The 20,997-nt window shown below is 73.1% G+C and carries 15 protein-coding genes and 1 pseudogene; 7 read left to right on the forward strand and 9 right to left on the reverse strand.

Translation table 11 applies throughout. The features are described 5' to 3' along the window. Positions 1-88 precede the first annotated feature (88 nt). The gene (locus ACZ58N_RS01855) at positions 89-652 is read right to left on the reverse strand and encodes a TetR/AcrR family transcriptional regulator (RefSeq protein WP_471154361.1); all 564 of its coding nucleotides are present in this window, start codon (positions 650-652) and stop codon (positions 89-91) included. Between the two features lie 127 nt (positions 653-779). On the opposite strand from ACZ58N_RS01855, the pseudogene ACZ58N_RS01860 reads away from it, so the two are divergent. Beyond that, positions 780-1,919 (forward strand): annotated as a pseudogene (locus ACZ58N_RS01860) (RsbRD N-terminal domain-containing protein); the annotation flags it as partial. A 31-nt stretch (positions 1,920-1,950) separates the two neighbouring features. Here ACZ58N_RS01860 and ACZ58N_RS01865 read toward each other — a convergent pair. Next, a complete protein-coding gene (locus ACZ58N_RS01865; protein ID WP_471154364.1) occupies positions 1,951-3,972 on the reverse strand; it encodes an APC family permease in 2,022 nt (673 codons plus the stop codon). 153 nt (positions 3,973-4,125) lie between these two features. Between ACZ58N_RS01865 and ACZ58N_RS01870 the strand changes: the two genes are divergently transcribed. Continuing rightward, on the forward strand, positions 4,126-4,539 hold the full coding sequence (locus ACZ58N_RS01870; protein ID WP_471154365.1) for an SHOCT domain-containing protein: 414 nt from the start codon (positions 4,126-4,128) through the stop codon (positions 4,537-4,539). A 63-nt stretch (positions 4,540-4,602) separates the two neighbouring features. On the opposite strand, the gene ACZ58N_RS01875 is transcribed toward ACZ58N_RS01870, so the two are convergent. Next, positions 4,603-5,058: a (2Fe-2S)-binding protein gene (locus tag ACZ58N_RS01875; protein WP_471154366.1), complete on the reverse strand. Its 456-nt coding sequence runs from the start codon at positions 5,056-5,058 to the stop codon at positions 4,603-4,605. 15 nt (positions 5,059-5,073) lie between these two features. After that, positions 5,074-7,332, reverse strand: a complete 2,259-nt coding sequence (locus ACZ58N_RS01880; protein ID WP_471154368.1) for a xanthine dehydrogenase family protein molybdopterin-binding subunit — start codon at positions 7,330-7,332, stop codon at positions 5,074-5,076. A gap of 463 nt (positions 7,333-7,795) precedes the next feature. Between ACZ58N_RS01880 and ACZ58N_RS01885 the strand changes: the two genes are divergently transcribed. Next, on the forward strand, positions 7,796-9,220 hold the full coding sequence (locus ACZ58N_RS01885) for a PP2C family protein-serine/threonine phosphatase (RefSeq protein ID WP_471154371.1): 1,425 nt from the start codon (positions 7,796-7,798) through the stop codon (positions 9,218-9,220). A gap of 138 nt (positions 9,221-9,358) precedes the next feature. Here ACZ58N_RS01885 and ACZ58N_RS01890 read toward each other — a convergent pair whose 3' ends face one another. Further along, complete coding sequence (locus tag ACZ58N_RS01890) at positions 9,359-10,858, reverse strand: DNA-binding protein NsdB (protein WP_471154374.1); 1,500 nt, start codon at positions 10,856-10,858, stop codon at positions 9,359-9,361. Positions 10,859-11,087: 229 nt separating this feature from the next. On the opposite strand from ACZ58N_RS01890, the gene ACZ58N_RS01895 reads away from it, so the two are divergent. Next, positions 11,088-12,212 (forward strand): aminoglycoside phosphotransferase family protein, encoded by a 1,125-nt coding sequence (locus ACZ58N_RS01895; protein ID WP_471154376.1) that lies wholly within the window; start codon positions 11,088-11,090, stop codon positions 12,210-12,212. A gap of 115 nt (positions 12,213-12,327) precedes the next feature. Here ACZ58N_RS01895 and ACZ58N_RS01900 read toward each other — a convergent pair whose 3' ends face one another. After that, complete coding sequence (locus tag ACZ58N_RS01900; protein ID WP_471154379.1) at positions 12,328-12,819, reverse strand: FBP domain-containing protein; 492 nt, start codon at positions 12,817-12,819, stop codon at positions 12,328-12,330. Positions 12,820-12,914: 95 nt separating this feature from the next. Here ACZ58N_RS01900 and ACZ58N_RS01905 point away from each other — a divergent pair, with 95 nt between their 5' ends. The 3 genes from ACZ58N_RS01905 to kstD all read left to right on the forward strand — a co-directional run bounded on the left by ACZ58N_RS01905 (position 12,915) and on the right by kstD (position 16,670). After that, a complete protein-coding gene (locus ACZ58N_RS01905) occupies positions 12,915-13,499 on the forward strand; it encodes a TetR/AcrR family transcriptional regulator (RefSeq protein WP_471154381.1) in 585 nt (194 codons plus the stop codon). A gap of 16 nt (positions 13,500-13,515) precedes the next feature. Continuing rightward, complete coding sequence (locus ACZ58N_RS01910; protein WP_471154383.1) at positions 13,516-14,700, forward strand: GDSL-type esterase/lipase family protein; 1,185 nt, start codon at positions 13,516-13,518, stop codon at positions 14,698-14,700. A 164-nt stretch (positions 14,701-14,864) separates the two neighbouring features. Beyond that, positions 14,865-16,670, forward strand: coding sequence for a 3-oxosteroid 1-dehydrogenase (gene kstD, locus ACZ58N_RS01915; RefSeq protein WP_471154384.1), 1,806 nt, complete (start codon positions 14,865-14,867; stop codon positions 16,668-16,670). Positions 16,671-16,714: 44 nt separating this feature from the next. Here the strand turns inward: kstD and ACZ58N_RS01920 are convergent, their stop codons facing one another. The 3 genes from ACZ58N_RS01920 to ACZ58N_RS01930 form a co-directional block, all read right to left on the reverse strand. Then, entirely contained in the window at positions 16,715-17,215 is a 501-nt protein-coding gene (locus ACZ58N_RS01920; RefSeq protein ID WP_281209983.1) for a hypothetical protein, read from the reverse strand. Between the two features lie 431 nt (positions 17,216-17,646). Beyond that, positions 17,647-20,475, reverse strand: a complete 2,829-nt coding sequence (locus tag ACZ58N_RS01925; RefSeq protein ID WP_471154386.1) for an ATP-binding protein — start codon at positions 20,473-20,475, stop codon at positions 17,647-17,649. A gap of 101 nt (positions 20,476-20,576) precedes the next feature. Further along, complete coding sequence (locus ACZ58N_RS01930) at positions 20,577-20,984, reverse strand: ACT domain-containing protein (RefSeq protein WP_471154388.1); 408 nt, start codon at positions 20,982-20,984, stop codon at positions 20,577-20,579. Positions 20,985-20,997 lie beyond the last annotated feature (13 nt).

Genomic DNA, 20,997 nt, shown 5'->3' on the forward strand with positions numbered 1-20,997 from the left:
GCACGTCACGCGCACCGCCGGCGGGGCACCCTCGACCAGGTGACGGGGCTGGGCGGACGCGCCCCGGTGCTCCCCGTCGGCGCGACGGTCAGTCGGCGGGGCGCTCCGGGAGCAGACGTGCCACCATCACCGCGAGGAGCCGCTCCGTCGCGACCTCGTCCAGCATCGTGGGCGCGGTCAGGTCGTCCACGATCAGGCCGAGCATCGCGAGGTAGAGCAGGACCACGCCGTCGGGGTCCCCGGGCAGACCGGCGTCCAGGTGCCAGGTGACGTTGGCCGCCAGTTCCAGCTTCTGGAAGCCGACGATCGCCTCCCGGAGTTCGGGCCTGCGGGTGCCCTCCAGCCGCAGCTCCAGCATCGCGACGTGCACGCTGCGCTCGCGGCGCATCCGCTCCAGGAGCAGCCGCAGGAGCACCTTGGTGTCGAGCGGTCCGGCCAGGTCGGCCGGGTCGGGGACCAGCCGCTCGCGGGTGCGGTGCAGGATCTGGACGAGCAACTGCCCGCGGTGGGAGAAGTAGTTGGACGAGGTCCCCGTCGGGACGCCGGCCTCCGCGTCCACGGCGCGCAGCGTCAGGCCGCGCGAGCCCTCGCGGGCCAGCACTTCGATCGCGGCGTCGAGCAGGGCGGCGCGGCGTTGCGGGTTCTGACGCATGGGGGTTCCTGGGGTGCGGGCGGGCGTCTTCCGTGAGCACTGCACCTGCAGTGCTCAGCACACGCTAGCGGACCTGTGAGCTCCGGCCCCTCCCCAGTGCCCCCTCCCCCGTGTCACCCTGCGGGTCATGGAGCGGATCATCGAGGAGATACGCGAGGACCTGGACCGCCGGATCGCCGTCGCGGCGGACCGGCTCGCCGACCGGACCCTGACGGAGGACCCCGCCTACGCCGCCCTGCTCGGGCGCGGGGAACTGCGCGCGCGCATCCACCACACCCTCCGCCAGGCCGTCGAGGGGCTGGTCCGCGGCGCGCGCGGGCTCCCCCCGGACCTCTCCGACGCCCGGGCCACCGGCGCCCTGCGCGCCGAACAGGGTGTGCCGCTCGACTCGTTGCACCGCGTCTACCGCGGCTGCGGCCGGGCGCTGTGGCAGAGCCTCACAGAGGCGGTGGCCGCGCACGACCGGAACGCGCTGCCACGGCTGCTGCCCGGGGCTCCCGCGCTGTGGGACGTGCTCGACCGGATGACGGACGCCGCTTCGGAGGGCTACCACCGGGCCGAGGGGGTGCGGGGCGAACGCGAGCGGGAGCGCCGCGCGGCCCTGCTGGACGCACTGCTGGACGGTACGGGGACGGCGGCGGAGGCCGCGGCCCGGCTCGGGCTGCCGGCGCGCGGACGGTTCGCCGTGATCGTCCTCGGTGGCGGTGGCGAGCCCGGCGAGCCCGGCGGACCCACCGCCGACAGACCCGGCGGGGCCGGTGGCACCGCCGCCGCCCCGCGCGTCCTGTGGCGGCTGCGCGCCGACGGGGAGACCGGCCTGGTGGAACTGGGCCATCATCCCCTGGAGTCACTGCGCGAGCTGCTCGACCCGCTCGCGGTGCGGGCCGGCGTGAGCCCGGTGGTGACGGACCCCGAGGAGGTGGCCGGGGCCCGCCGGCTGGCCGGGCTCGCGCTGCGCACGGCGCCCCGCTCCGGCGGCCCGGGCATCGCCCTGCTGGACGAGCGGCTGCCCGGGGCCCTGGTCGCGGCCGACGCGGAACTCGCGGCCCGGTTGCGCCGGGTGGTGCTGGGCCCGGTGCTGGCCCTGCCCCCGGAGGACTGCCGGGTGCTGCTGACCACCCTGGGCACCTGGCTGACCTGCCAGGGCTCGACGACGTACGCGGCGCAGCGGCTGTACTGCCACCGCAACACGGTCTCCAACCGGCTGCGGCGCCTGGAACAGCTCACCGGGCGCGCCCTGTCGGACCCGGCGCACGTGGTGGAGCTGGCCCTGGCGCACGCCGCGGTGACCCAGCGGCCTACCGTCCCGGTCCCGCCGGCTCCCGAGGGGGCCGGGGATCCCGGGGACCGCCCGGCGCACCCGGGTCCCGCGGTGGCTCCGGTGCCCCCGGTTCCTCCGGCGCGGCGTGCCGGGCCGACTCCAGCAGGTACGGCACGTCGATCACCGCGACCCCCGGGGTGAACAGCAGCCGTGCCTTGAGGCGCAGTGCGTTCTGGTTGTGCAGCGGCTGCTCCCACCAGTGGCCGACCACGTACTCCGGGATGACCACCGACACCATGTCCGTCTCCTCGGCCTCCGCCGCGGCCTCCAGGTGTGCGAGGACCGGCCCGACGACGTCGCGGTAGGGCGAGTGCAGCACCTTCAGCGGCATGCCCGGATCGTGCTCCGCCCAGGCCTGGCGCAGCCGCTGCGCGTCCTCCTCGTCGGCGGCGACGGACACCGCGGTGAGGGTGTGGGGCCGCAGACCCTGTGCGTAGCCGAGTGCTTTGAGGGTCGGGGCGTGGACGTTGGCGACGAGGACGACCACGTGGTGGCGGGTCATCCGGCGCGGTGTGACGCCGGGGGCGACGGTGACCTGTCGGGCGACCTGGTCGTAGTGGCGGCGCACGCCCTTCATGCCGAGGAACAGCGCCGGCATGGCGATGACGACGAGCCAGGCTCCGTGGGTGAACTTGGTGAGCAGGACGATGACCAGGACCACGGCGGTCATCGCCGCGCCGATCGCGTTGATGGCGAGCCTGCGGTGGATGTGGATCCGCTCCTCCTTGGCGGTCGCCGGTGAGGCGAGTTCCTTGCGCCAGTGCCGGACCATGCCGGATTGGGAGAGGGTGAAGGAGACGAAGACGCCGATGATGTACAGCTGGATGAGGCGGGTCAGTTCGGCGTCGAAGGCGACGATGAGGGCGATGGCGGCGAGGGCGAGCAGGACGACGCCGTTGGAGTAGACGAGGCGGTCACCGCGGTTGAAGAGCTGACGGGGGGCGTAGCGGTCCTTGGCGAGGATGGAGGCGAGCATCGGGAAGCCGTTGAAGGCGGTGTTCGCGGCGAGGATCAGCACGCCCGCGGTGACCGCCTGGAGCAGGTAGAAGAGGAAGTGCCAGCTGCCGAAGGTGGCCCGGCCGATCTGGGCGAGGGCGGTGGACATGGGGGTACCGGGGGGCAGGCCCAGTTCCGTGGGGTCGGCCGCGACGTGCACCTTGTAGGACATCGCGAGCACGGTGATGCCGACGAACATCGTCACGGACAGCGCGCCCATCACGGCGAGGGTGGACGCCGCGTTCTTCGCCTTGGGCTTCTGGAAGGCGGGTACGCCGTTGCTGATGGCCTCGACCCCGGTGAGGGCGGTACAGCCGGAGGCGAAGGCGCGCATCGCGAGGAAGACCAGGGCGAGGCCGGTGTACGTACCGGTGGCGGTGATGGGCAGGTCGGCCGACTCGGCCCGGATGGTGTCCCCGGTCGCGATGCGGACGGCGGCGAAGGCGAACATGACGTAGATGACGAGGACGAAGCCGTACGTGGGGATGGCGAAGACGCGCCCCGACTCCCGTACGCCGCGCAGGTTCATCAGGGTCAGCAGGACCACGAAGGCCACGGACAGGGCGACTTCGTGGTCGTTGAGGGCCGGGATCGCCGAGGTGATGGCGGCGACCCCCGAGACGACGGAGACGGCCACGGTCATCACGTAGTCGACGAGGAGGGCACTGGCGGCGGTCAGGGCCGCGGTCGGGCCCAGGTTCTCGGAGCTGACGACGTACGCGCCGCCGCCACCCGGGTAGGCGTGGCAGGTCTGCCGGTACGAGGCGATGACGACCACCAGGAGGAAGACGATGGCGGCGGCCGCGTACCACGTGAGGTGGAGCAGCGCGACTCCGCCGAGGGCGAGGATCAGCAGGATCTCCTCGGTGGCGTAGGCCACGGAGGAGAGCGGGTCGCTGCAGAAGATCGGCAGGGCGAGCCGTTTCGGCAGGAGGGTCTCACCCAGGCGCGCGGTGTCGAGGGGTTCACCGACCAGCACGCGTTTCGCATTGATACGCCTCATTCCGGCATGATCGACCATTTGGCGCCCTTTTTCCGGGAAGCTGCCGGTACGTCCGTTCCGGTGGCGATCTTGGGGGGCCGCTGCGATGGTGATCACGTCGACCGTCGCGGGGCAACGGATGCGAGCGGTCGCCCGAACGGAAGGAGGACGGCCGTGGACGGATCCGTCTATCTCGCCTACGACTACCCGGTGCTGGGCGCGTTCTGGACCGTGATGTGGATCTTCCTCTGGGTGATGTGGATCGTCCTGCTGTTCCGCATCGTCGTGGACCTCTTCCGCGACCACGAGATGAGCGGCTGGGTGAAGGCGGCCTGGTTGCTGTTCCTGATCCTCATCCCGTTCCTCGGCGTACTGGTGTACGTGATCGCCCGTGGCAAGAACATGGGACGGCGCGAGATCAAGCACGCGCAGGAGCAGCAGGAGGCCTTCAACAGCTACATCCGGGACGCGGCCGGCACCACCGGCAAGAACACCACGGACGAACTGGCGAGGCTGTCCGAACTCAAGGCCAAGGGTGACCTGAGCGAGGCGGAGTTCCAGCAGGCCAAGCAGAAGCTGCTGGCCTGACGGCGGCCCGGCGGGCCCGCCGTGAGGGGCCGGCCCCCGACGGGCCGGCCCCGCGACCGTTCCTCACATCTTCGCGGCGGCGCTGCGGATGGCCTCGCGGATGCGGAAGTACGTGCCGCAGCGGCAGATGTTGGCGATGGCGTCGATGTCCTCGTCCGTCGGCTCGGCCGTCCGCCGCAGCAGCGCCACCGCGGCCATGATCTGGCCCGGCTGGCAGAACCCGCACTGGGCGACGTCCTGTTCGAGCCAGGCCTCCTGGACGGGGTGCAGTACGTCCCCGTCCGCCAGCCCCTCGATGGTGGTCACCGTCCGACCCGCGCAGGCGGAGACGGGCACCACGCAGGGGCGGACGTCCACCCCGTCGAGGTGGCTCGTGCAGGCCTTGCAGACGTCCACCCCGCAGCCGTACTTGGGCCCTTGGACCCCGAGCAGGTCGCGGAGCACCCACAGCAGGGGCAGGTTGTCGGGCGCGTCGACGGTGACGCTGCGCCCGTTGACGATGAAGGTGTGCGAGGGCACGGCGTACTCCAGCGGTCAGCGCGGGTAGGGGGTGAAGTCGACGTCGAAGTCGAGGGGGAAGCTGCGCGGCTTGGAGCCGGTGGCACGGGCCCAGGCGTTGGCGATGGCGCCGACGGCGGCCGGCACCCCGAGCTCACCGGCCCCACCGGGCTCCGCGCCGGTCGCCGGGAGCACGATGACCCGTACGTCCCGTGGGGTGTCGCGCTGCCGGGCCCAGTGGAACTGGCTGTAACTGCCCTCCAGGGGGAGCCCCTTGTCGAGGTGCAGGCCGGCCCGCAGGGTGGTGGAGATGGCGTCGGTGAGCCCGCCGACCATCTGGGCCTCCAGCCCGCGGGGGTTGACGGGCAGGCCGACGTCGACGGCGATGACCGCCTTGGTGACGCGCACCCGCTGCGGATCCCGGACGTCGATCTCCACCAGGCAGGCCGTGCGGGACTTGTACTCCTCGTGGAAGGCGATGCCCTGCGCGCAGCCGGACGGCATGGCGCGGCCCCACTCCCCCTCGGCGGCCACCTTGTCCAGGACGGCGCGCTGGGCGTCGGTCTTCAGGAAGGTGCGGCGGAAGCGGTACGGGTCCTTGCCCGTGGCCGCCGCGAGTTCGTCGACGACGATCTCCTCGGCGCCCCGCGTGTTCGCCGAGTAGACGGAACGCCACGAGGCGGTGGGGATGCCGGTCGGCACCTCGGTGAGGGCCTGGGTGGTGAGCCCGAAGTGATAGGGGCTCTTGACCGTGGTGTGGAACAACGTCTGGGCGAGGGTGGCGTTGCCGAGGCCCAGCGGCAGGCTCGCCGCCGTCGCGGTGATGATCTCGCCGAGGCCGTGCCGGAAGTCGGTCTCGGCTGCGGCCACCCGGTGCTCGAAGCTCAGCACCTCGCCCAACAGATGGGTGGCCCTGATCCGGTGGTGCGTGGCGGGCCGCATCCGACCGTGCCGGGTGTCGTCCACCCGTGTCCACATCAGTTTCACCGGTCGGCGGCAGGCCTTGGAGATCCGGGCGGCCTCCAGCGCCGCGTCGAAGAACAGCCGGCGGCCGAAGGAACCGCCCGCCTGGACCACGTGCACCTTCACCTTGTCGAGCGGCAGTCCGAGGTCGGCGGCGATGGTCTGGCGCGCGACGATGGGCGACTTGAGACCCGACCAGATCTCGGCCCGGTCGTCCCGCACATCGGCGATGGCGGAGTTGGTCTCCATCGGGGCGTGGCTGACGAAGGCGAAGTCGAACTCGGCGTCCACGTACGGGGTGAGCAGCGGCGGCACCAGCAGCGGTGGCACGGCGGCGCGCAGCTTCGTACGGATCTGCGGGTCCGACAGGTGGTCGGCGGGGCCCGGCCCCCAGGTGACCTGAAGGGCGGCTTTGGCGTCGATGGCCTGGCCGAAGGTCTCGGCGACGACGGCGACCCCGGTGGCGACGGTCACCACGTCCAGCACTCCCGGCATGGCCAGGACGGCCGCGCGGTTGCCGACGGCGCGCACACCGCCGCCCAGGGTGGGCGGGCGGCGCACCACACAGGGCTTGGCGCCGGGCACGTCGAGGTCGAGGGTGTAGCGCTGGGCCCCGGTGACCATCGCACGGGCGTCGACGCGGTTGGTGGGGGTGCCGACCAGGGTGTGCCTCGCGGCGGGTTTCGGGCCGGCGCCGAGGACGACCAGCGCCGGCGATGCGGCGGCGACGGTGAGGCTGCCGTAGCTGGCGGTACGGCCGTCGGGGGCGCGGACGGAGCCGTTCGCGGTGGTCAGCCGGGAGGTGGGCAGGCCCCAGCCCGCGGCGGCGGCCGCGACGAGGCGGGCCCGGGCGGTGGCGGCGGCCTGCCGGACCGGCCCGTAGAGGGAACGGATGGAGTTGGAGGAGCCGGTCAGCTGGTTGAAGAGCAGCTCGGTGCGCGCGTCGTCGAGTTCGACGCGGACGGTCGCGAGCGGGGTGTCGAGTTCCTCGGCGACGAGCATGGCCACGGCGGTGGTGAGTCCTTGGCCGACCTCCTCGCGCGGCAGGCGGAAGCGGACGGTGCCGTCCGGCTCCACGGCGAGGGCGAGCAGGGCCGACGTCGGCGCGCCGGCCAGGATGAACAGGTCCCCCAGGTCGACCAGGTCGGCGATGGCCGGCAGGCTCGGGACCACCGCGTGCGCGGGCGCGGGCGCCAGCAGGTCGGCGCCCGCGCGGGTCACCAGGGCCAGGACGGGTGCGGCGACGAGGTGGGTGAGGAAGGAGCGGCGGCTGCGCCCCGCCCCGCCGCCGGGTGCGCGGTCCGGTCCGTCCGCGCGGCTCTGCGGTGTCATGTACTGGTGTCCCCCACCCTGCCCGGGTCCGCGTCTGCGGACCGCCCCCCGCTCGTTACCGACGCGTAGCGTAGCGATCGCGCAGGGAGGTGGGAAGCGGCGGGCGGAACCCGACGGCGCCGGACCCGCGTCATCTCAGCGCGGTGGGGTCCTTCGTTCGGGCGGTAATCCCGGAGGTGCGTACGGCGCGTCGAGCGGCGCGGAGGCGTGCGGACACCGCTCGCACGACTCGGTCAAACGATCGAGGGAACGCCCCCCGAGAGCCGGTTTCCGGCCGGAAGCGCAGGACCCGGACCGGTTTCGTTCGCACACGGCACGAGGTCACGGATCGCCGCTGGCATATGCCCGGAGCAAGACCGTTGCGGATGTTGCCAAACGCCTTACAGCCCAACTCGCGCTGTGCAACAGTCGTTACCGGTCCTTCTTTCAGACCTGGCCGTGCCGCGCCTGTATCGGAGTTCTCATGCCGTCCCATCTGTACGCGGACCTTCCCGCGCAGCCGCCCGAGCCGGGGTCGGTGGACGCACTGATCTCGCAGACCCGCCGGCTGCGGGGCGAAGTGGACGCGGTGCGCCGCGACACCGTCGTGGACGATGACGACGCCCAGGGCCGCTGGCAACGCGCCCTGTGCGACCTCGCGGTGCACCACCTCGACGACCTCCGCCAGCACCTCGGCCAGCTCAAGGAGGGCCTGCCGCCCGCACCCGAGCACGTCGAGGCGCCGGCGGCGGCCCCCGAGGCCACCGCGGAGGACCGCCCGACGCGCGTCGGCAGCGCCGAGTGGAACCTGTTGACCGACGAGGTGACCTGGTCCGAGGAGCTCTTCCAGATCTTCGGCCGGTCCCCCGAGGCGGGCGCGCTCCCCCTCGACGAGCTGGGCTCCACCCTCTTCTCCGAGGACCAGCCGATGCTGACCGCGATGGTCACCGACTGCCTCGTGGACGGCAAACCGATAGACGGCGAGTTCCGCATCGTCCGGGCCGACGGTCGGGTACGGACGCTGCACATGAGGGGCGAGCCGGTCCTCGACTCCGACGGCTGCACGGCCTCCATGTGGGCCGTGCTGCGCGACGTGAGTGAACTGCGCCGGAGCCAGCGGGCGGTACGCGAGTCGCACGACTCGCTCCAGCGCCGCCGGGAGATCGCGCAGACCGAGCACCGGCTGGCGGTCGAGCTGCAGGAAGCCGTGCTCCCCCCGTGGCGCGGCTCCCTGCGGTTCCCGCACGACAACGCCGGCGCGCTGGACGTGGCCGCGCACTACCTCCCCTCCGCGACCAGCGCGCTGATCGGCGGTGACTGGTACGACGCCCTCGAACTCCCCGACGGACGCTCCCTCCTGACGGTCGGTGACCTCACCGGACACGGGGTCAGCGCGACCTCCGGCATGGCGATGATGCTCGGGGCCCTGCGCGGCATGGCCATGGCCGGGATCGAGCCGGGACCCCTCATGGGCTGGCTCAACCAACTCCTGGAGACCTCCGTCCAGCCCGCCCTGGGCTCGGCCGTCTGCTGCCGCTACGACCCGGTCCGCCGCGTCCTCTCCTGGGCGCAGGCCGGCCACCCCGCACCCCTGCTGTTCCGCCGGGGCCAGGGCCGCCCGCTGCTCCCGCCGGAGGGTGTCCTGCTGGGAGCGACCTCCGGAGCGGTCTACGGGCAGGCGGAGGAACGGCTGGAGGCGGGAGACGTACTCGTCCTGCACACCGACGGACTGACACCGCGCAGCATCCAGTTCAGCCGGACGGACGGGACCGAGCGGCTGCTGGCGCTCGCTCCCCGCTTCTCCGCGGCCCGGTCCGCGCGGGACTGCGTGCGGATGGTGACGGAGGAGTTCGGCGAGAGCGAACGCGAGGACGACGCCTGCATCCTGGTCGCCCGCATAGGCGACTGACGCACATCGGCGGTCGCGAGGAAAACCCGCGATGCCACGGACACGTGGGGCATCAGCACGTCGGACATCGGGGGCCGCGCCGGAGGGCGCGGCCCTTCTCGTCCCCGGAACCCCGACGGCCCCGCACCGGCCGCCCCCTCAGACTCCCGTGCCGCGCGGGGCGCGCGGCGCCGGGCTGTCGGGGAGGGCCAGTTCGATCTCCTCGCGCAGGTCCTCGATCCGCGCGTACCCGGAGTACTGGCCGGTGAGCCGGTACATCTCGCGCAGCCGGTCCCAGGTCCGGTGCGAGGAGGTCTCGTTCATCGAGACCAGGGCGAGGCGGGCGTAGCGGTCGGCCTGCTCCGGATCGTCGGCGATGAAGCAGGCCGAGGCCATGGAGATGTAGTCGAAGGTCTGCGAGCGCTGGTAGCCGTCCCCGCGCAGCCGCAGCGCCTGCTTGGCGTGGCGCGCGGCGATCGGAGCGGCGGAGGCGTCGTGGTCGGCGAGCGTCCGGTAGGCCAGGGCCTGCATGCCGTGCAGGTCCGCCTCGTCGAAGTGCTGCATCCACGAGGGCGGCGGGACGTCCCCCTTGTCGGAGACGAACAGGTCCTCTGCCTCGCCCAGCGTGCGCCGCATGGCCTGGCCCTTGCCCATGGCCGCCTGGGCCCAGGCCTCGATCGTGTGCAGCATGGCGCGGGTGCGCGGCAGGGTCTGCTCGCCGGAACCCGACTTCGCCAGCTTCATCAGGTCCAGGGCCTCGTGGGGCTTGCCCAGGTGCACCATCTGGCGGGCTGCCCGGGACAGGGCCTCGCCGGCCCGTGGCCGGTCGCCGCCCTCGCGCGCCGCGTGGGCCGCGATCACGAAGTACTTCTGGGCGGTGGGTTCCAGGCCGACGTCGTGCGACATCCAGCCCGCGAGCACGGCCAGGTTCGCCGCCACCCCCCACAGCCGGCGTTGGAGGTGGTCCGGGTGGTGGTAGGCGAGCATCCCGCCCACCTCGTTGAGTTGGCCCACGACGGCCTTGCGCTGGAGCCCGCCGCCCCGGGAGGCGTCCCAGGCCCGGAAGACCTCGACCGACCGTTCCAGGGCCTCGATCTCCTGGGAGCCGATCGGGGCGGCCTCGTAGCGGTCGTAGCCCGCCGGATCGGCATGGTGGGCCCCACCGCCGAAGCTCCGGGTCTCCTTGGCGGCTGCGGGGTCGGTGTGCAGCCAGTCGTACATGGCGTTGCTGAGGGCTGAGCCGGCGGTGAGCGCGGCTCCCGCGCCCATCAGGCCGCGACGGTTGAGCATGAGGTCCATTCCCGTGAATTCGGTGAGGACCGCGGCTGTGCGTTCGGGCGCCCAGGGCACTCCGTCGGGGTTCTCCTTCGCCCCGTCCGGCTGCCGTTTCGTGGTGCGCCGCTGCCGTACGAACCCGAGGTCCTCGATGGTCACGACACGACCGAGCCGCTCGGTGAACAGGGCTGCCAGTACGGTGGGCACCGGTTCGCGCGGGGTCTCCCCCATGTCGATCCAGCGCCGCACCCGCGAGGTGTCGGTCGCCAACTGGTGGTGGCCCATGGCGGCCGCCTGCCGGTTGACCATCCTCGCGAGTTCGCCCTTCGACCAGCCGGCGAGGCCGAACAGGTCGTTCAGACGGGTGTTTGGTCCCTTGCTCACGTCAAGCCCCCAGGTTCTCGGCTGAGTTGACAGTAGCCCCCCGTCAGATGCCCAGCGACTATTCGCCAGGCTTCGCCAGGGCACGCCCGATGGTTCGCCACGGGCCGCCCGGTGTCAGGTAGGAATGCGCCTCCCCGACCCGGTCACCGGCGGAACTCCCCAGGGTGAAGCCGGGATCGGCGGGGTGGCGTACGCAACTCGTCGGCGCACGAAGGGAACCGTAAACGCCATGTACGCAGCCACGTCCTCCGTGTCCGCCCCGGTCCGGCCGCACCGCACGCTCCAGGCGAGCGGCGGCCCCTACCTCGATCCCGCCCGCCCCACGGCCCCGGCGCAGGGCGCCCTGCGGGCCCGGCGGATGCCGGGGGCCGGGTCGCAGCCGCTCAGCGGACGGATCGACCTGTCGGGGCCGCAGGGTGCGCAGCTGCGCACCGCGCTCGCCTCGGTGCAGCGGATCTGTCCGGAGTTCGCTCCCGTCCAGGTGCTGCGGCGCAGCGGTCGGTCGGTCCTGCTGGTGGGGACGACCGGACGGATGACCGCCGTGGCGAAGGTTTTACTGGATCACTCGCCCGAGTGGCGTGAGCGGTACCGGCACGAAATAGCTACGTACCGGGCGTTCGTCCGGCACCGCCCGCCGGTGCGGGTGCCCCGGTTGATCGCCGCGGACCCGGAGAACTGCGTACTGGTCGTCGAGCGGATGGCGGGTCGGGTGGCGGCGCTCCAGCGGCACCCGGTGGAAGCCCCGCCGCGGGCCGACGTGCGGGCCGCGCTGGGCGCGGTGTGCCGGGTGAACCAGTGGCGTCCGCCGGCGGAGCTGTTCGGTCAGCCGGTGGACTACGCGCGGCGCATCGCGCGGGACCACCAGCTGGGACTGCTGACCGACCGGGACTTCGGCGACCTGCAGAAGCTGCTGCACGGGCTGCGGCCGGCGAGCACCCCCTGGCAGTTCAACCACGGTGACGCGCTGTTGTCGAACCTGCTGCTGTCCCCGGCCGGACCGGTGCTGCTCGACTGGGAGCACGCGGGTTGGTACCTGCCGGGCTACGACCTGGCGACGCTGTGGACGGTGCTGGGTGACGCCCCCGCGGCGCGCGGCCAGATCAGCCGGTTGGCCCAGTCGGCGGGGCCCGCGTCCCGGGACGCCTTCCTGGTGAACCTGATGCTGGTGCTGACCCGGGAGATCCGGATGTCGGAGACGGCGGTGCAGCGCTCGATGCTGGCGACGGCCCCGAGCCGGCCGCTACCGGCGGGGGCCCTGTCCTCGGGCGAGGAGCAGCGCCTGCTGCTGCGCCGCCTCCACGACGACGCCGGGATGGCGCGCAGAGCCGTCCGTGCGGCGGTCGGCACGCGCTGACGCCCGCCCGTCGAACACCGCGTACGGAGATCCCGTGTCCCGCACCTGCGTGGGGGACACGGGATTCCGTGCGTCCACGCCCCGTACGGTGGCGCCGTTGCGCGCGCCCGGCGGATCAGGCGGTGACCTTGGCGAGGAACGCGGCCAGGTTCGTCCCGGTCCGTGCGATCTTCTCCTCCTGGGTGAGCGATTCCTGGAGCCGACCGCCCACGCCCGCGTCCTTCCTGCCCCTCAGGTAGAGGGAGCAGGAGAGGTCGTCGCACATGTAGACGCCCACCGAGTTGCCCTGTTGCCCGGCCTTCCCCGCCTTCGGCGCGACCAGCAGGGAGACCCCGCCGGTGTGGGTGGTCAGACAGAGCGTGCACATGCTGCGGCGCGCCTGGCCCGCGCCTGCGCCGGAGGAGCGCAGCTGGACGCCGACGGGGCGGTCGTCGAGCAGGGTGACGAGGTAGGCGCGGTCGGGGGCCTGGGGATCGCGCCACCCCAGGAAGTCGAGGTCGTCCCAGGGGCGCTCGGCCAGGTCTCGGGGGACCGACAGGCGCTTCGCCTCACCCTTGGTGCAGTTCACGAACGCGGTGCGGATCTCTTGCTCGGTCAGCGGCTTCATGACACACACGCTAAGTTGCCTAAACACATTAGGCAAACAGATAATGTGCTTAGGAACGGTCCGCGCGGGCGGCGCCGTCGAGGCGGAGGACGGACATGGCGGCACGGGCAGGACGGGTGGGGCTGACGACGGAAGGACTGGTCCGGGCGGGAGCCGAGCTGGCCGACGAGATCGGCTTCGAGCAGACGACCCCCGCGGAGCTCGCCCGCCGGTTCGGCGTCAGGACCGCGAGCCTGTACTCGCACGTGCGCAACGCCCACGACCTCAAGAGTCGGATCGCCCTGCTCGCCCTGGAGGAACTCGCCGCCCGGGCCTCCGACGCCGTTGCCGGCCGGTCCGGGAAGGAGGCCCTGGTCGCCTTCGCCAACGCCTACCGGGACTACGCCCTGGCCCACCCCGGCCGCTTCGTCGCCGCCCGCTTCCCGCTCGACCCGGAAACCGCCGTGACCGGGGCCGGCCCCCGGCACGCGCGGATGACGCGGGCGGTGCTGCGCGGCTACGGCCTGCCCGAACCGCAGGAGACGCACGCGGTGCGGCTGCTGGGCAGCGTCTTCAGCGGCTTCGTGACCCTGGAGAGCGCCGGCGGCTTCGACCACAGCGCGCCCGGGTCCCGGGAGAGCTGGACGGAGATCATCGACGCGCTCGACGTGCTGCTGCGCGGCTGGCCCACCACCCCCTGACCGAAGCGAGCGGGACATGAACACGCACACCGGGTGGACCACCACCCGCGTCACCGCCGAACTGCTGCGCGGCGCCCTCGACCTGGAGCGGACCGACCGCGGCGCGCTCCCCCACCGGCTGCCCCCGTGGGCCCGGCGCCGGATCCCGGTGGGCGGGCTCGCCCTCGCGGAGGCCCAGCCGGCCGGCGTGCGGCTCGCCTTCCGCACCCGCGCCACCGGCGTCGAACTGGACGTGATCGCCACCAAGCGGGTCCACCCGGGCTTCCCGCCGCTTCCCGACGGCGTGTACGAGCTGCTCGTCAACGGTCGGCCGGCGGGCGCGGCCCGCGCACCCCACGGCGATGTCCTCACCATCGACATGACCGCCGGTACCGCGGTGACCCGCCCCGGTCCGATGGCGACCCTGCGGTTCGCCGGGTTGAGCGCCGACGACAAGGACGTGGAGATCTGGCTGCCGTACGACGAGAGCACCCGGCTCGTCGCCCTGCGCACCGACGCCCCCGTCCACATCCCGCCCCCGCACGGCCGCAGGGTGTGGCTGCACCACGGCAGTTCGATCAGTCAGGGTTCCAACGCCGCGACCCCCACCGGAACCTGGCCGGCCGTGGCCGCCGCCGCGGGGGCGGTGGAGCTCGTCAACCTGGGGTTCGGCGGCAACGCCCTGCTCGACCCCTTCACCGCCCGCGCGATGCGCGACGTACCGGCCGACCTGATCAGCGTCAAGATCGGCATCAACATCGTCAATACGGACCTGATGCGGCTGCGCGCCTTCGGCCCGGCCGTCCACGGGTTCCTCGACACCCTCCGCGAGGGGCACCCCTCGACCCCACTGCTCGTCGTCTCACCGATCCACTGCGCCCTCCACGAGCACACCCCCGGGCCCAGCGCCATGGACGTCGGGGCGATGGGCGAGGGACGCCTGCGGTTCACGGCCACCGGCGATCCCGCCGAGGTCGCCGCCGGAAAGCTGACGCTCCGGGTCATCAGGGAGGAACTCGTCCGGATCGTCCGGGAGCGTGCCGCGGACGACCCGAACCTGCACCACCTCGACGGGCTCGCCCTCTACGGCGAGGCCGACCAGGCCGACCTGCCGTTGCCCGACGACCTCCACCCGGACACCGCCGCGCACCGCCTGATCGGCGAACGCTTCGCCCGTGCCGCCTTCGGCGCGGGCGGTCCGTTCGCCACCGGCTCCGGCTGATCGGATCCGGGTTCCCGGGGACCGGCCGCCGGCATCCCCGGCGGGCCGCGGGCGCCGGGGGCGGCGCATGCCTTGACATCACATGATCCCCCGAACACCTTTTCTGACTCAGCATCAGAAATGCTGGAGCCGCCGCCCCTCCTCCTCTCCGCTGGAGCCCGCCCATGACCGAAAGCCCCGACCACATCCGTTCCGCCCCGACGTCCCCGCCCTCCCCACCGTCCCTGCCCTCCCGCCGGACCGTCCTCGCGGGGACGGGGGCCGGGGTGCTCGCGGCCACCGTGTTGCCGGGGGCCGCCGCGCGGGCCGACGGGGCGGCGCTCGGCGAGTACGACGTCGTCGTGGTCGGGTCGGGGGCCGCCGGGATGACCGCCGCCCTGACCGCGGCCAAACGCGGCCTGAGCGTCCTGGTCGTCGAGAAGGCCCCGACCTTCGGCGGCTCGGCGGCCCGCTCCGGCGCCGGGATCTGGCTGCCGAACAACTCGGTGATCCTGGGTGCCGGGGTGCCGGACACGCCGCAGAAGGCGGCGACGTACCTCGCGGCGGTGGTGGGCCCCGAGGTGCCGGCCGACCGGCAGCAGGCGTTCCTCGCGAACGGGCCCCGGATGCTGGACTTCGTCATGGCGAACAGCCCGCTGAGGTTCCGCTTCATGGACGGCTACAGCGACTACTACCCGAACCTGCCCGGCGGCCTGCCGAACGGCCGGTCCATCGAGCCCGACCAGATCGACGGGAACGTCCTGGGCGCCGAGCTGGCGCACCTGAATCCGGCGTACATGCCGGTACCGGCCGGGATGGTGGTGTTCAGCCAGGACTACAAGTGGCTGAACCTCGCCGCGGTCAGCGCGAGGGGGCTCGCCGTGTCCGCCGAGTGCCTGGCGCGCGGGACGGCCGCGGCCCTGCGCGGCGAGAAGCCGCTGACCATGGGGCAGGCCCTGGCCACCGGGCTGCGCGCCGGCCTGCAGCGGGCCGGCGTCCCGGTGTGGTTGAACAGCCCGCTGGTGGACCTCGTCCAGGAGGGTGGCGCGGTCACGGGCGTGGTGGTGGAGCAGGCCGGCGTACGGGGTGTCGTGCGGGCCCGCAAGGGGGTGGTGATCGGCTCCGGTGGCTTCGAACACAACGCGCAGATGCGGGCGCAGTACCAGCAGCAGCCGATCGGCACCCAGTGGTCGGTCGGGGCGAAGGAGAACACCGGTGACGGCATCCGCGCGGGTCAACGCGTCGGCGCCGAGCTGGCGTTGATGGAGGACGCCTGGTGGGGACCGTCGATCCCGCTGCCCGGGGAACCGTACTTCTGTCTGGCGGAGCGGACCCTGCCCGGTGGCTTGATCGTCAACCGGGCGGGCGCCCGCTTCGTGAACGAGGCGGCCCCCTACAGTGACGTGGTGCACGTCATGTACGAGAAGGACCGGGGCTCCACCGGTTCGCACATCCCCGCCTGGCTGATCGTGGACCAGCACTACCGCAACAAGTACCTGTTCAAGGACATCCTGCCGACCCTGCCCTTCCCCGACTCCTGGTACGCGACGGGAGCCGCGCACAAGGCGTGGACCTGGGACGCCCTCGCGGGCCGGATCGGGGTGCCGGCGGGCGCCCTGCGGGCCACGCTCAACCGGTTCAACGCCCAGGCGTGGAGCGGCGAGGACACGGACCACCACCGGGGTGACACGGCGTACGACCACTACTACACGGACCCGAACGTGCACCCGAACTCGTGCCTGGCGCCGGTCTGGGTGCCACCGTTCTACGCCTTCAAGATCGTGCCCGGTGACCTGGGGACGAAGGGCGGCATCGTGACGGACGCGCGGGCGCGGGCGCTGCGGCCGGACGGCACCGTGATCCGGGGTCTGTGGGCGGCGGGCAACGCGAGCGCGGCTGTCATGGGCCACAGCTACGCGGGGGCCGGATCGACGATCGGGCCCGCGATGACGTTCGGCTACGTGGCGGCGAACGACATCGCGGACGCGTGACGCGGACCGGGCCGTAGCGCTCTCGGCGCGCGGCCCGGTCGGGCTCAGCCCTGCTGGAACAGCTCGGCGGGGAGCGGCTTGAGCAGCGCGTAGAGGTCGTCGGTGATCGGCCGGTCCCAGCTGGCGATGGTCACGAGGACGTTGTCGCTGCGGTCGAACTGCACGCAGGAGATCCGGCTCTCGGAGAGCTTGACCTTGCGGACGATGAGGAGGTTGTCGCCCTGCATCACGGGGCAGTCCTCCGAGCCGGTGACCTCGACCTCCTCCTCGTTCTCAAGGGCGTCGAGGAGCTGGGCCACCTCGAAGGGGACCTCGCCCTCGGCGAGGTCCCGGGCGGGGGACCCCTCGGGAAGGTTGCCGATGATCATCGCGGGGCCGCGGCCGCCGAACAGGTCGTAGCGCAGGAAGACGCCCTGGCAGCTGCCGTCGGGGGCGGGGAGAAGCCCGGCCCCGAGGTTGCCCGGCCAGTCCCCCGGGTCCATGGCCAGGACGTCGAAGTCCGGGCCGGCGGGTGTGGCGGCGCGGTGGCGGCGGAGGAAGGACATGTCGCCATGGTACGTGGCCGCGCGCGTTTTCCGGCGCGGGGGCCCCGGGGCCCGACCGTCCCGGACATCCCGGACCTGCGGGTACGGGCCTTCGCGGGAATCCGCTCCTTACCCGACCGGGGCACGGGCGGACGGGCCGGTCTCGGTCGCGGACCGGTGTGATCGGGGTGGACCGGCGGCACGGAGGCGAAGCTCCCCGGTGTCCGCCGGGCGGCCGGGGGCGTCACCTCCGCGGTGCGGGCGACCGGGTCCGCGGTCGGGCCGGTGTCGGAGCGGTGTGACCCGGGCCCTGGGACGGGCGTCCTCCTTGCACTCCGTCGGCACACGGGGCGGCGGAGTGGAAGGGAGGTGAACCGTCCCGTACCGGACTCGCGCGGTCCGGGCCTCCGGATCCTGGTGGCCCGACGGCGCCGGTCAGGACGGGGTCCGGTTCATCTCCCGCCGCGGGCGAACGCGGCCAGCGCGTCCGCGAGTCCGGCGGGATCGGTGCCCAGTTTGCGGCAGACGGCGGACAGTTCGGGGCCGTCCTGGGAGGGGAGGCCCTCGATCACGGCGGCGGCGGCGCTCAGTTCCTCCGGGGTCGGCTCGTCCTCCCAGGAGGAGCCGCAGGGCAGCTCCCCGCCGAGGGTGAGCAGCCGGTTCGTGAGGGTGGTGGTGAGCGCGTCCGCGCCGCACTCTCGGCTGGTGAGGAGCGCGCGGGTGAGGAGGGCCCGGTCCTGGAGTTCGGTGCCGAGCGAGGTCAGCGCGAGGGCCAGTTCGTAGCCGGCCGGGGAGGTCGCGAGCAGGGTGACGGCCTCGCGCAGCAGCGGCAGCCTGTCCTGCGGATCGGCGACGTCGGCCGAGACCCGCAGGGCCTGTCCTATGCCGGAGGGGGCCCCGAAGGCCCGGGCCCGGCGCAGGGCGTCGGCGGCCAGCGCCCTGGCCCTCGTCGGGTCCTCGGGGGCGACGGCCAGGGCCAGGTGCAGCTGCCAGGGGCACCACGACGGGTTCTGGATGCCGCGCGGGGTGAGCCGTCGGTCGACGGCTTCGAGTTCGGCGATGGCCGCCTTGCGGTCACCGCGGGCGAGCAACAGTTCGGCGTGGACGGTCTGGGAGTCGGGGAAGACGACGGCGGCCGGGAAGGGCTCCCCGAAGTCGTGTTCGTGGGCCAGTTCCCGGGCTTCCTCGGTCCGGCCGCGGGCGATGAGGGTGGTGATGAGGATCGTGATGGCGTACCAGTGCACGGGCGTGCGGCGGCCCACGCGTTCGGCGAGCCGCAGGCCGGTGCGGGCCAGTTCCTCGGCCTCGACGAGCCGGCCCCGGCGGAAGCGGATGTAGCCGCGGAGGCTGTGCGCGAAGGACAGGTGGGCGCCGTACCAGCCCTGTCGCTCGAACTCGGCGGTGCCCGCGTCGAAGAGTTCCTCCGCCCGGCCGGGCCGGTCCGCGTACATGTGGACCATGGCGGTCAGTACGGGGACCTCGAAGCCGCGGTCCTCGTGCGCCCAGCTGAAGTGTTCCTCCAGGACCCGGTCCGCGTGGTGCAGGACCACCTCGACGGGTTCGCCGCGCAGGCAGGCGTCCCAGGCGCGGAGCCCGATGACGTACCGCTCGGTGAGGTCGCGGCCGGTGAGGTGTTCGGCGAGCTTGGTGAGGCGGCGGGAGCGGGCCGGGGAGTCGGATTCGGCCGCGTTGAAGGCGTCCCACATGAACTGCTCGGACTGCAGACGCAGTCGGGCGCGGGCGTCCTGGGTGTGCGGGATCTCCCGGGCGAGCAGTTCGGAGGCTTCGGACAGGAGGTCGCTGTGGGAGAGGACCTGGGCGAGGCGGATGACGATGCCCTGGCGCAGGGCCGGGTCGTCGAAGGGTTCGGCGAGCGCGGCCCGCAGGTGGTTGACGGTGTTGGCGGGTTCGGTGAGCAGGGAGGCGCAGCCCAGTTCGTAGAGCACGGCGGCGCGTTCGTCGAAGTCCGGGGGTTCCTGGAGGGCGCGGGCGAGTTGGCGGCGGGCGGCCTCGGGGGCGCCGGCCCGGAGGTTCGCGGCGGCGGCCTCGCGCAGGGTGCGCACCACCCAGGGGTCGTTCTCCGGCTGGGTTTCCAGGAGGTGTCGGGCTGCGGCGGAGGAGCCGAGCCCGGCGTCGACGACGGCGGACGCGGTCTTGCCGTGGAGGGCGACGCGCAGGGCGTTGGGGATGCCGCGGTAGATCGCGGTGGCTATGAGGGGGTGGACGAACTCCAGTCCGGCGTCGCCGTCCTCGGGGGCCGCGGACAGGATGCGGGCGTCGCGCAGTCGGAGGGTGGCGTCGGCGGCTTCCTCGGTGCCGAGACCGGCGACGCGGGCGGCGATCTGCTGCGGGATGGCGGTGCCGAGGACGGAGCAGGCCCAGGCGAAGCGGACGGTGGAGGGCCCGAGGCTCTGGAGGCGGGCGACGAGGCCGCTGCCGCGCTGCGCGGCGACGAGGTCGCGCAGCAGCGGGGCGCTGGCCTCGACCGGGGGCAGGCCCTTGTCGCGGACCTTGGCCGTGAGTTCGACGGCTTCGAAGGGGTTGCCGGTGGTGACGGCCCACGCCTCCTGGCAGAAGGCGTCGTCGGCGTGGTCGCCGACCGCCTCGCGGATCAGGGTGGAGACGGCGGCGGCGCTGAGCGGGGCGAGGGTCAGGGGGCGCTGTCCGGCCCGGCCGGGCAGGGTGCGGAAGGACTCGGCGTGCGCGGGCAGTTCGTCGGGTCGGTAGGCGACGACGAGGAGCAGCGGCAGGTGCTCGGCGCGCGGGGCGAAGGCGGCGAGCCAGCCCAGGGATTCGGCATCGGCCCAGTGGGCGTCGTCGAGGACGAGGACGACGGGGGGCCGCTGGACGGTGAGGTGGGTGAGGACCCAGTCGAGGCCGTCCCGCAGGCCCTGGGGGTCGGGCGGGGCGCCCTCGGGGGCGCACAGGCCGAGAGCGGGGCCGACGATGGCGTACCAGCTGCCGAGGGCCTCGCGCAGGGCGGCCTCGGAGCGGCCGGCCAGCTGGGGCTGGACGAGCTGGCGGGCGACGTGGAAGGGCTGGCTCTGCTCCTGCTCGCCGCCGCGGGCGGCGAGCAGCGTGCAGTCGCGGGCCAGCGCCCGGCGGCGCACTTCGGCGAGCAGTGTCGTCTTGCCGAGGCCGGCCGGTCCGGAGAGCGCGAGCAGGGCGCCGCCGGTGTCCGGGCCGGGATCGGTGAGCCGGTCGAGGGCCTCATCGACGGCGACGAGTTCCGCTTCGCGTTCGAAGATGGTGCGCCGTGTCCGGGTCCGGCGGTCCGTCATGGCTGGTACCCCCCAGGCCTGTTCGGAAGGTCAGCGTACGCCCGCGCGTGCGCCGGGGAGGGCCTGAGCTCGGGAAAGATCGGAATGTTTTCCGGATTTCGCTATTCCGCCGAACGGGTGGCGAGTTCCTCCAGTACGGAGACCGCTTCGGCGGCCCGGTCGGCGGCCACGAACAGATGGTCGTGGTGGTAACCGGCGACGACGTTGCAGCTGAGTCCGTGGGCCGCCAGTTCGGCGGCGAAGGCTCCGGTCAGGCCCACGGCGTCGAGGGCGGAGTGGATCCGCAGGGTGATCCGGCCGGCCGTCCAGTCGTAGGCGAGCCCGGCGGCGTCGGCCTCCTCCTGCCGCAGGACCAGGGTGAGGCCCTCGGCCTCCAGGACGGTGGCGACGGGGGTGAGTCCGTCGGGTGCGCGGGTGACTCCGGGGAGGGTGCAGAAGACGTACCTGCCCTCGTCCAGTTCCGGGCGCATGCCGCTCAGCAGTTTCCTCAGGTCGCTCTCTCCGCTCATGCGCCCACCCTAC

It is taken from the genome of Streptomyces sp. NPDC040432 (genome assembly GCF_055595445.1).

What these genes read in the sequence shown, in the direction of transcription:
- ACZ58N_RS01925 (WP_471154386.1), bottom strand. Translation starts at nt 20,475, where the DNA reads ATGACGGACCGCCGGACCCGGACACGGCGCACCATCTTCGAACGCGAA.
- ACZ58N_RS01855 (WP_471154361.1), bottom strand. Translation starts at nt 652, where the DNA reads ATGCGTCAGAACCCGCAACGCCGCGCCGCCCTGCTCGACGCCGCGATC.
- ACZ58N_RS01895 (WP_471154376.1), top strand. Translation starts at nt 11,088, where the DNA reads ATGTACGCAGCCACGTCCTCCGTGTCCGCCCCGGTCCGGCCGCACCGC.
- ACZ58N_RS01920 (WP_281209983.1), bottom strand. Translation starts at nt 17,215, where the DNA reads ATGTCCTTCCTCCGCCGCCACCGCGCCGCCACACCCGCCGGCCCGGAC.
- ACZ58N_RS01930 (WP_471154388.1), bottom strand. Translation starts at nt 20,984, where the DNA reads ATGAGCGGAGAGAGCGACCTGAGGAAACTGCTGAGCGGCATGCGCCCG.
- kstD (WP_471154384.1), top strand. Translation starts at nt 14,865, where the DNA reads ATGACCGAAAGCCCCGACCACATCCGTTCCGCCCCGACGTCCCCGCCC.
- ACZ58N_RS01865 (WP_471154364.1), bottom strand. Translation starts at nt 3,972, where the DNA reads ATGAGGCGTATCAATGCGAAACGCGTGCTGGTCGGTGAACCCCTCGAC.
- ACZ58N_RS01905 (WP_471154381.1), top strand. Translation starts at nt 12,915, where the DNA reads ATGGCGGCACGGGCAGGACGGGTGGGGCTGACGACGGAAGGACTGGTC.
- ACZ58N_RS01910 (WP_471154383.1), top strand. Translation starts at nt 13,516, where the DNA reads ATGAACACGCACACCGGGTGGACCACCACCCGCGTCACCGCCGAACTG.
- ACZ58N_RS01885 (WP_471154371.1), top strand. Translation starts at nt 7,796, where the DNA reads ATGCCGTCCCATCTGTACGCGGACCTTCCCGCGCAGCCGCCCGAGCCG.
- ACZ58N_RS01880 (WP_471154368.1), bottom strand. Translation starts at nt 7,332, where the DNA reads ATGACACCGCAGAGCCGCGCGGACGGACCGGACCGCGCACCCGGCGGC.
- ACZ58N_RS01900 (WP_471154379.1), bottom strand. Translation starts at nt 12,819, where the DNA reads ATGAAGCCGCTGACCGAGCAAGAGATCCGCACCGCGTTCGTGAACTGC.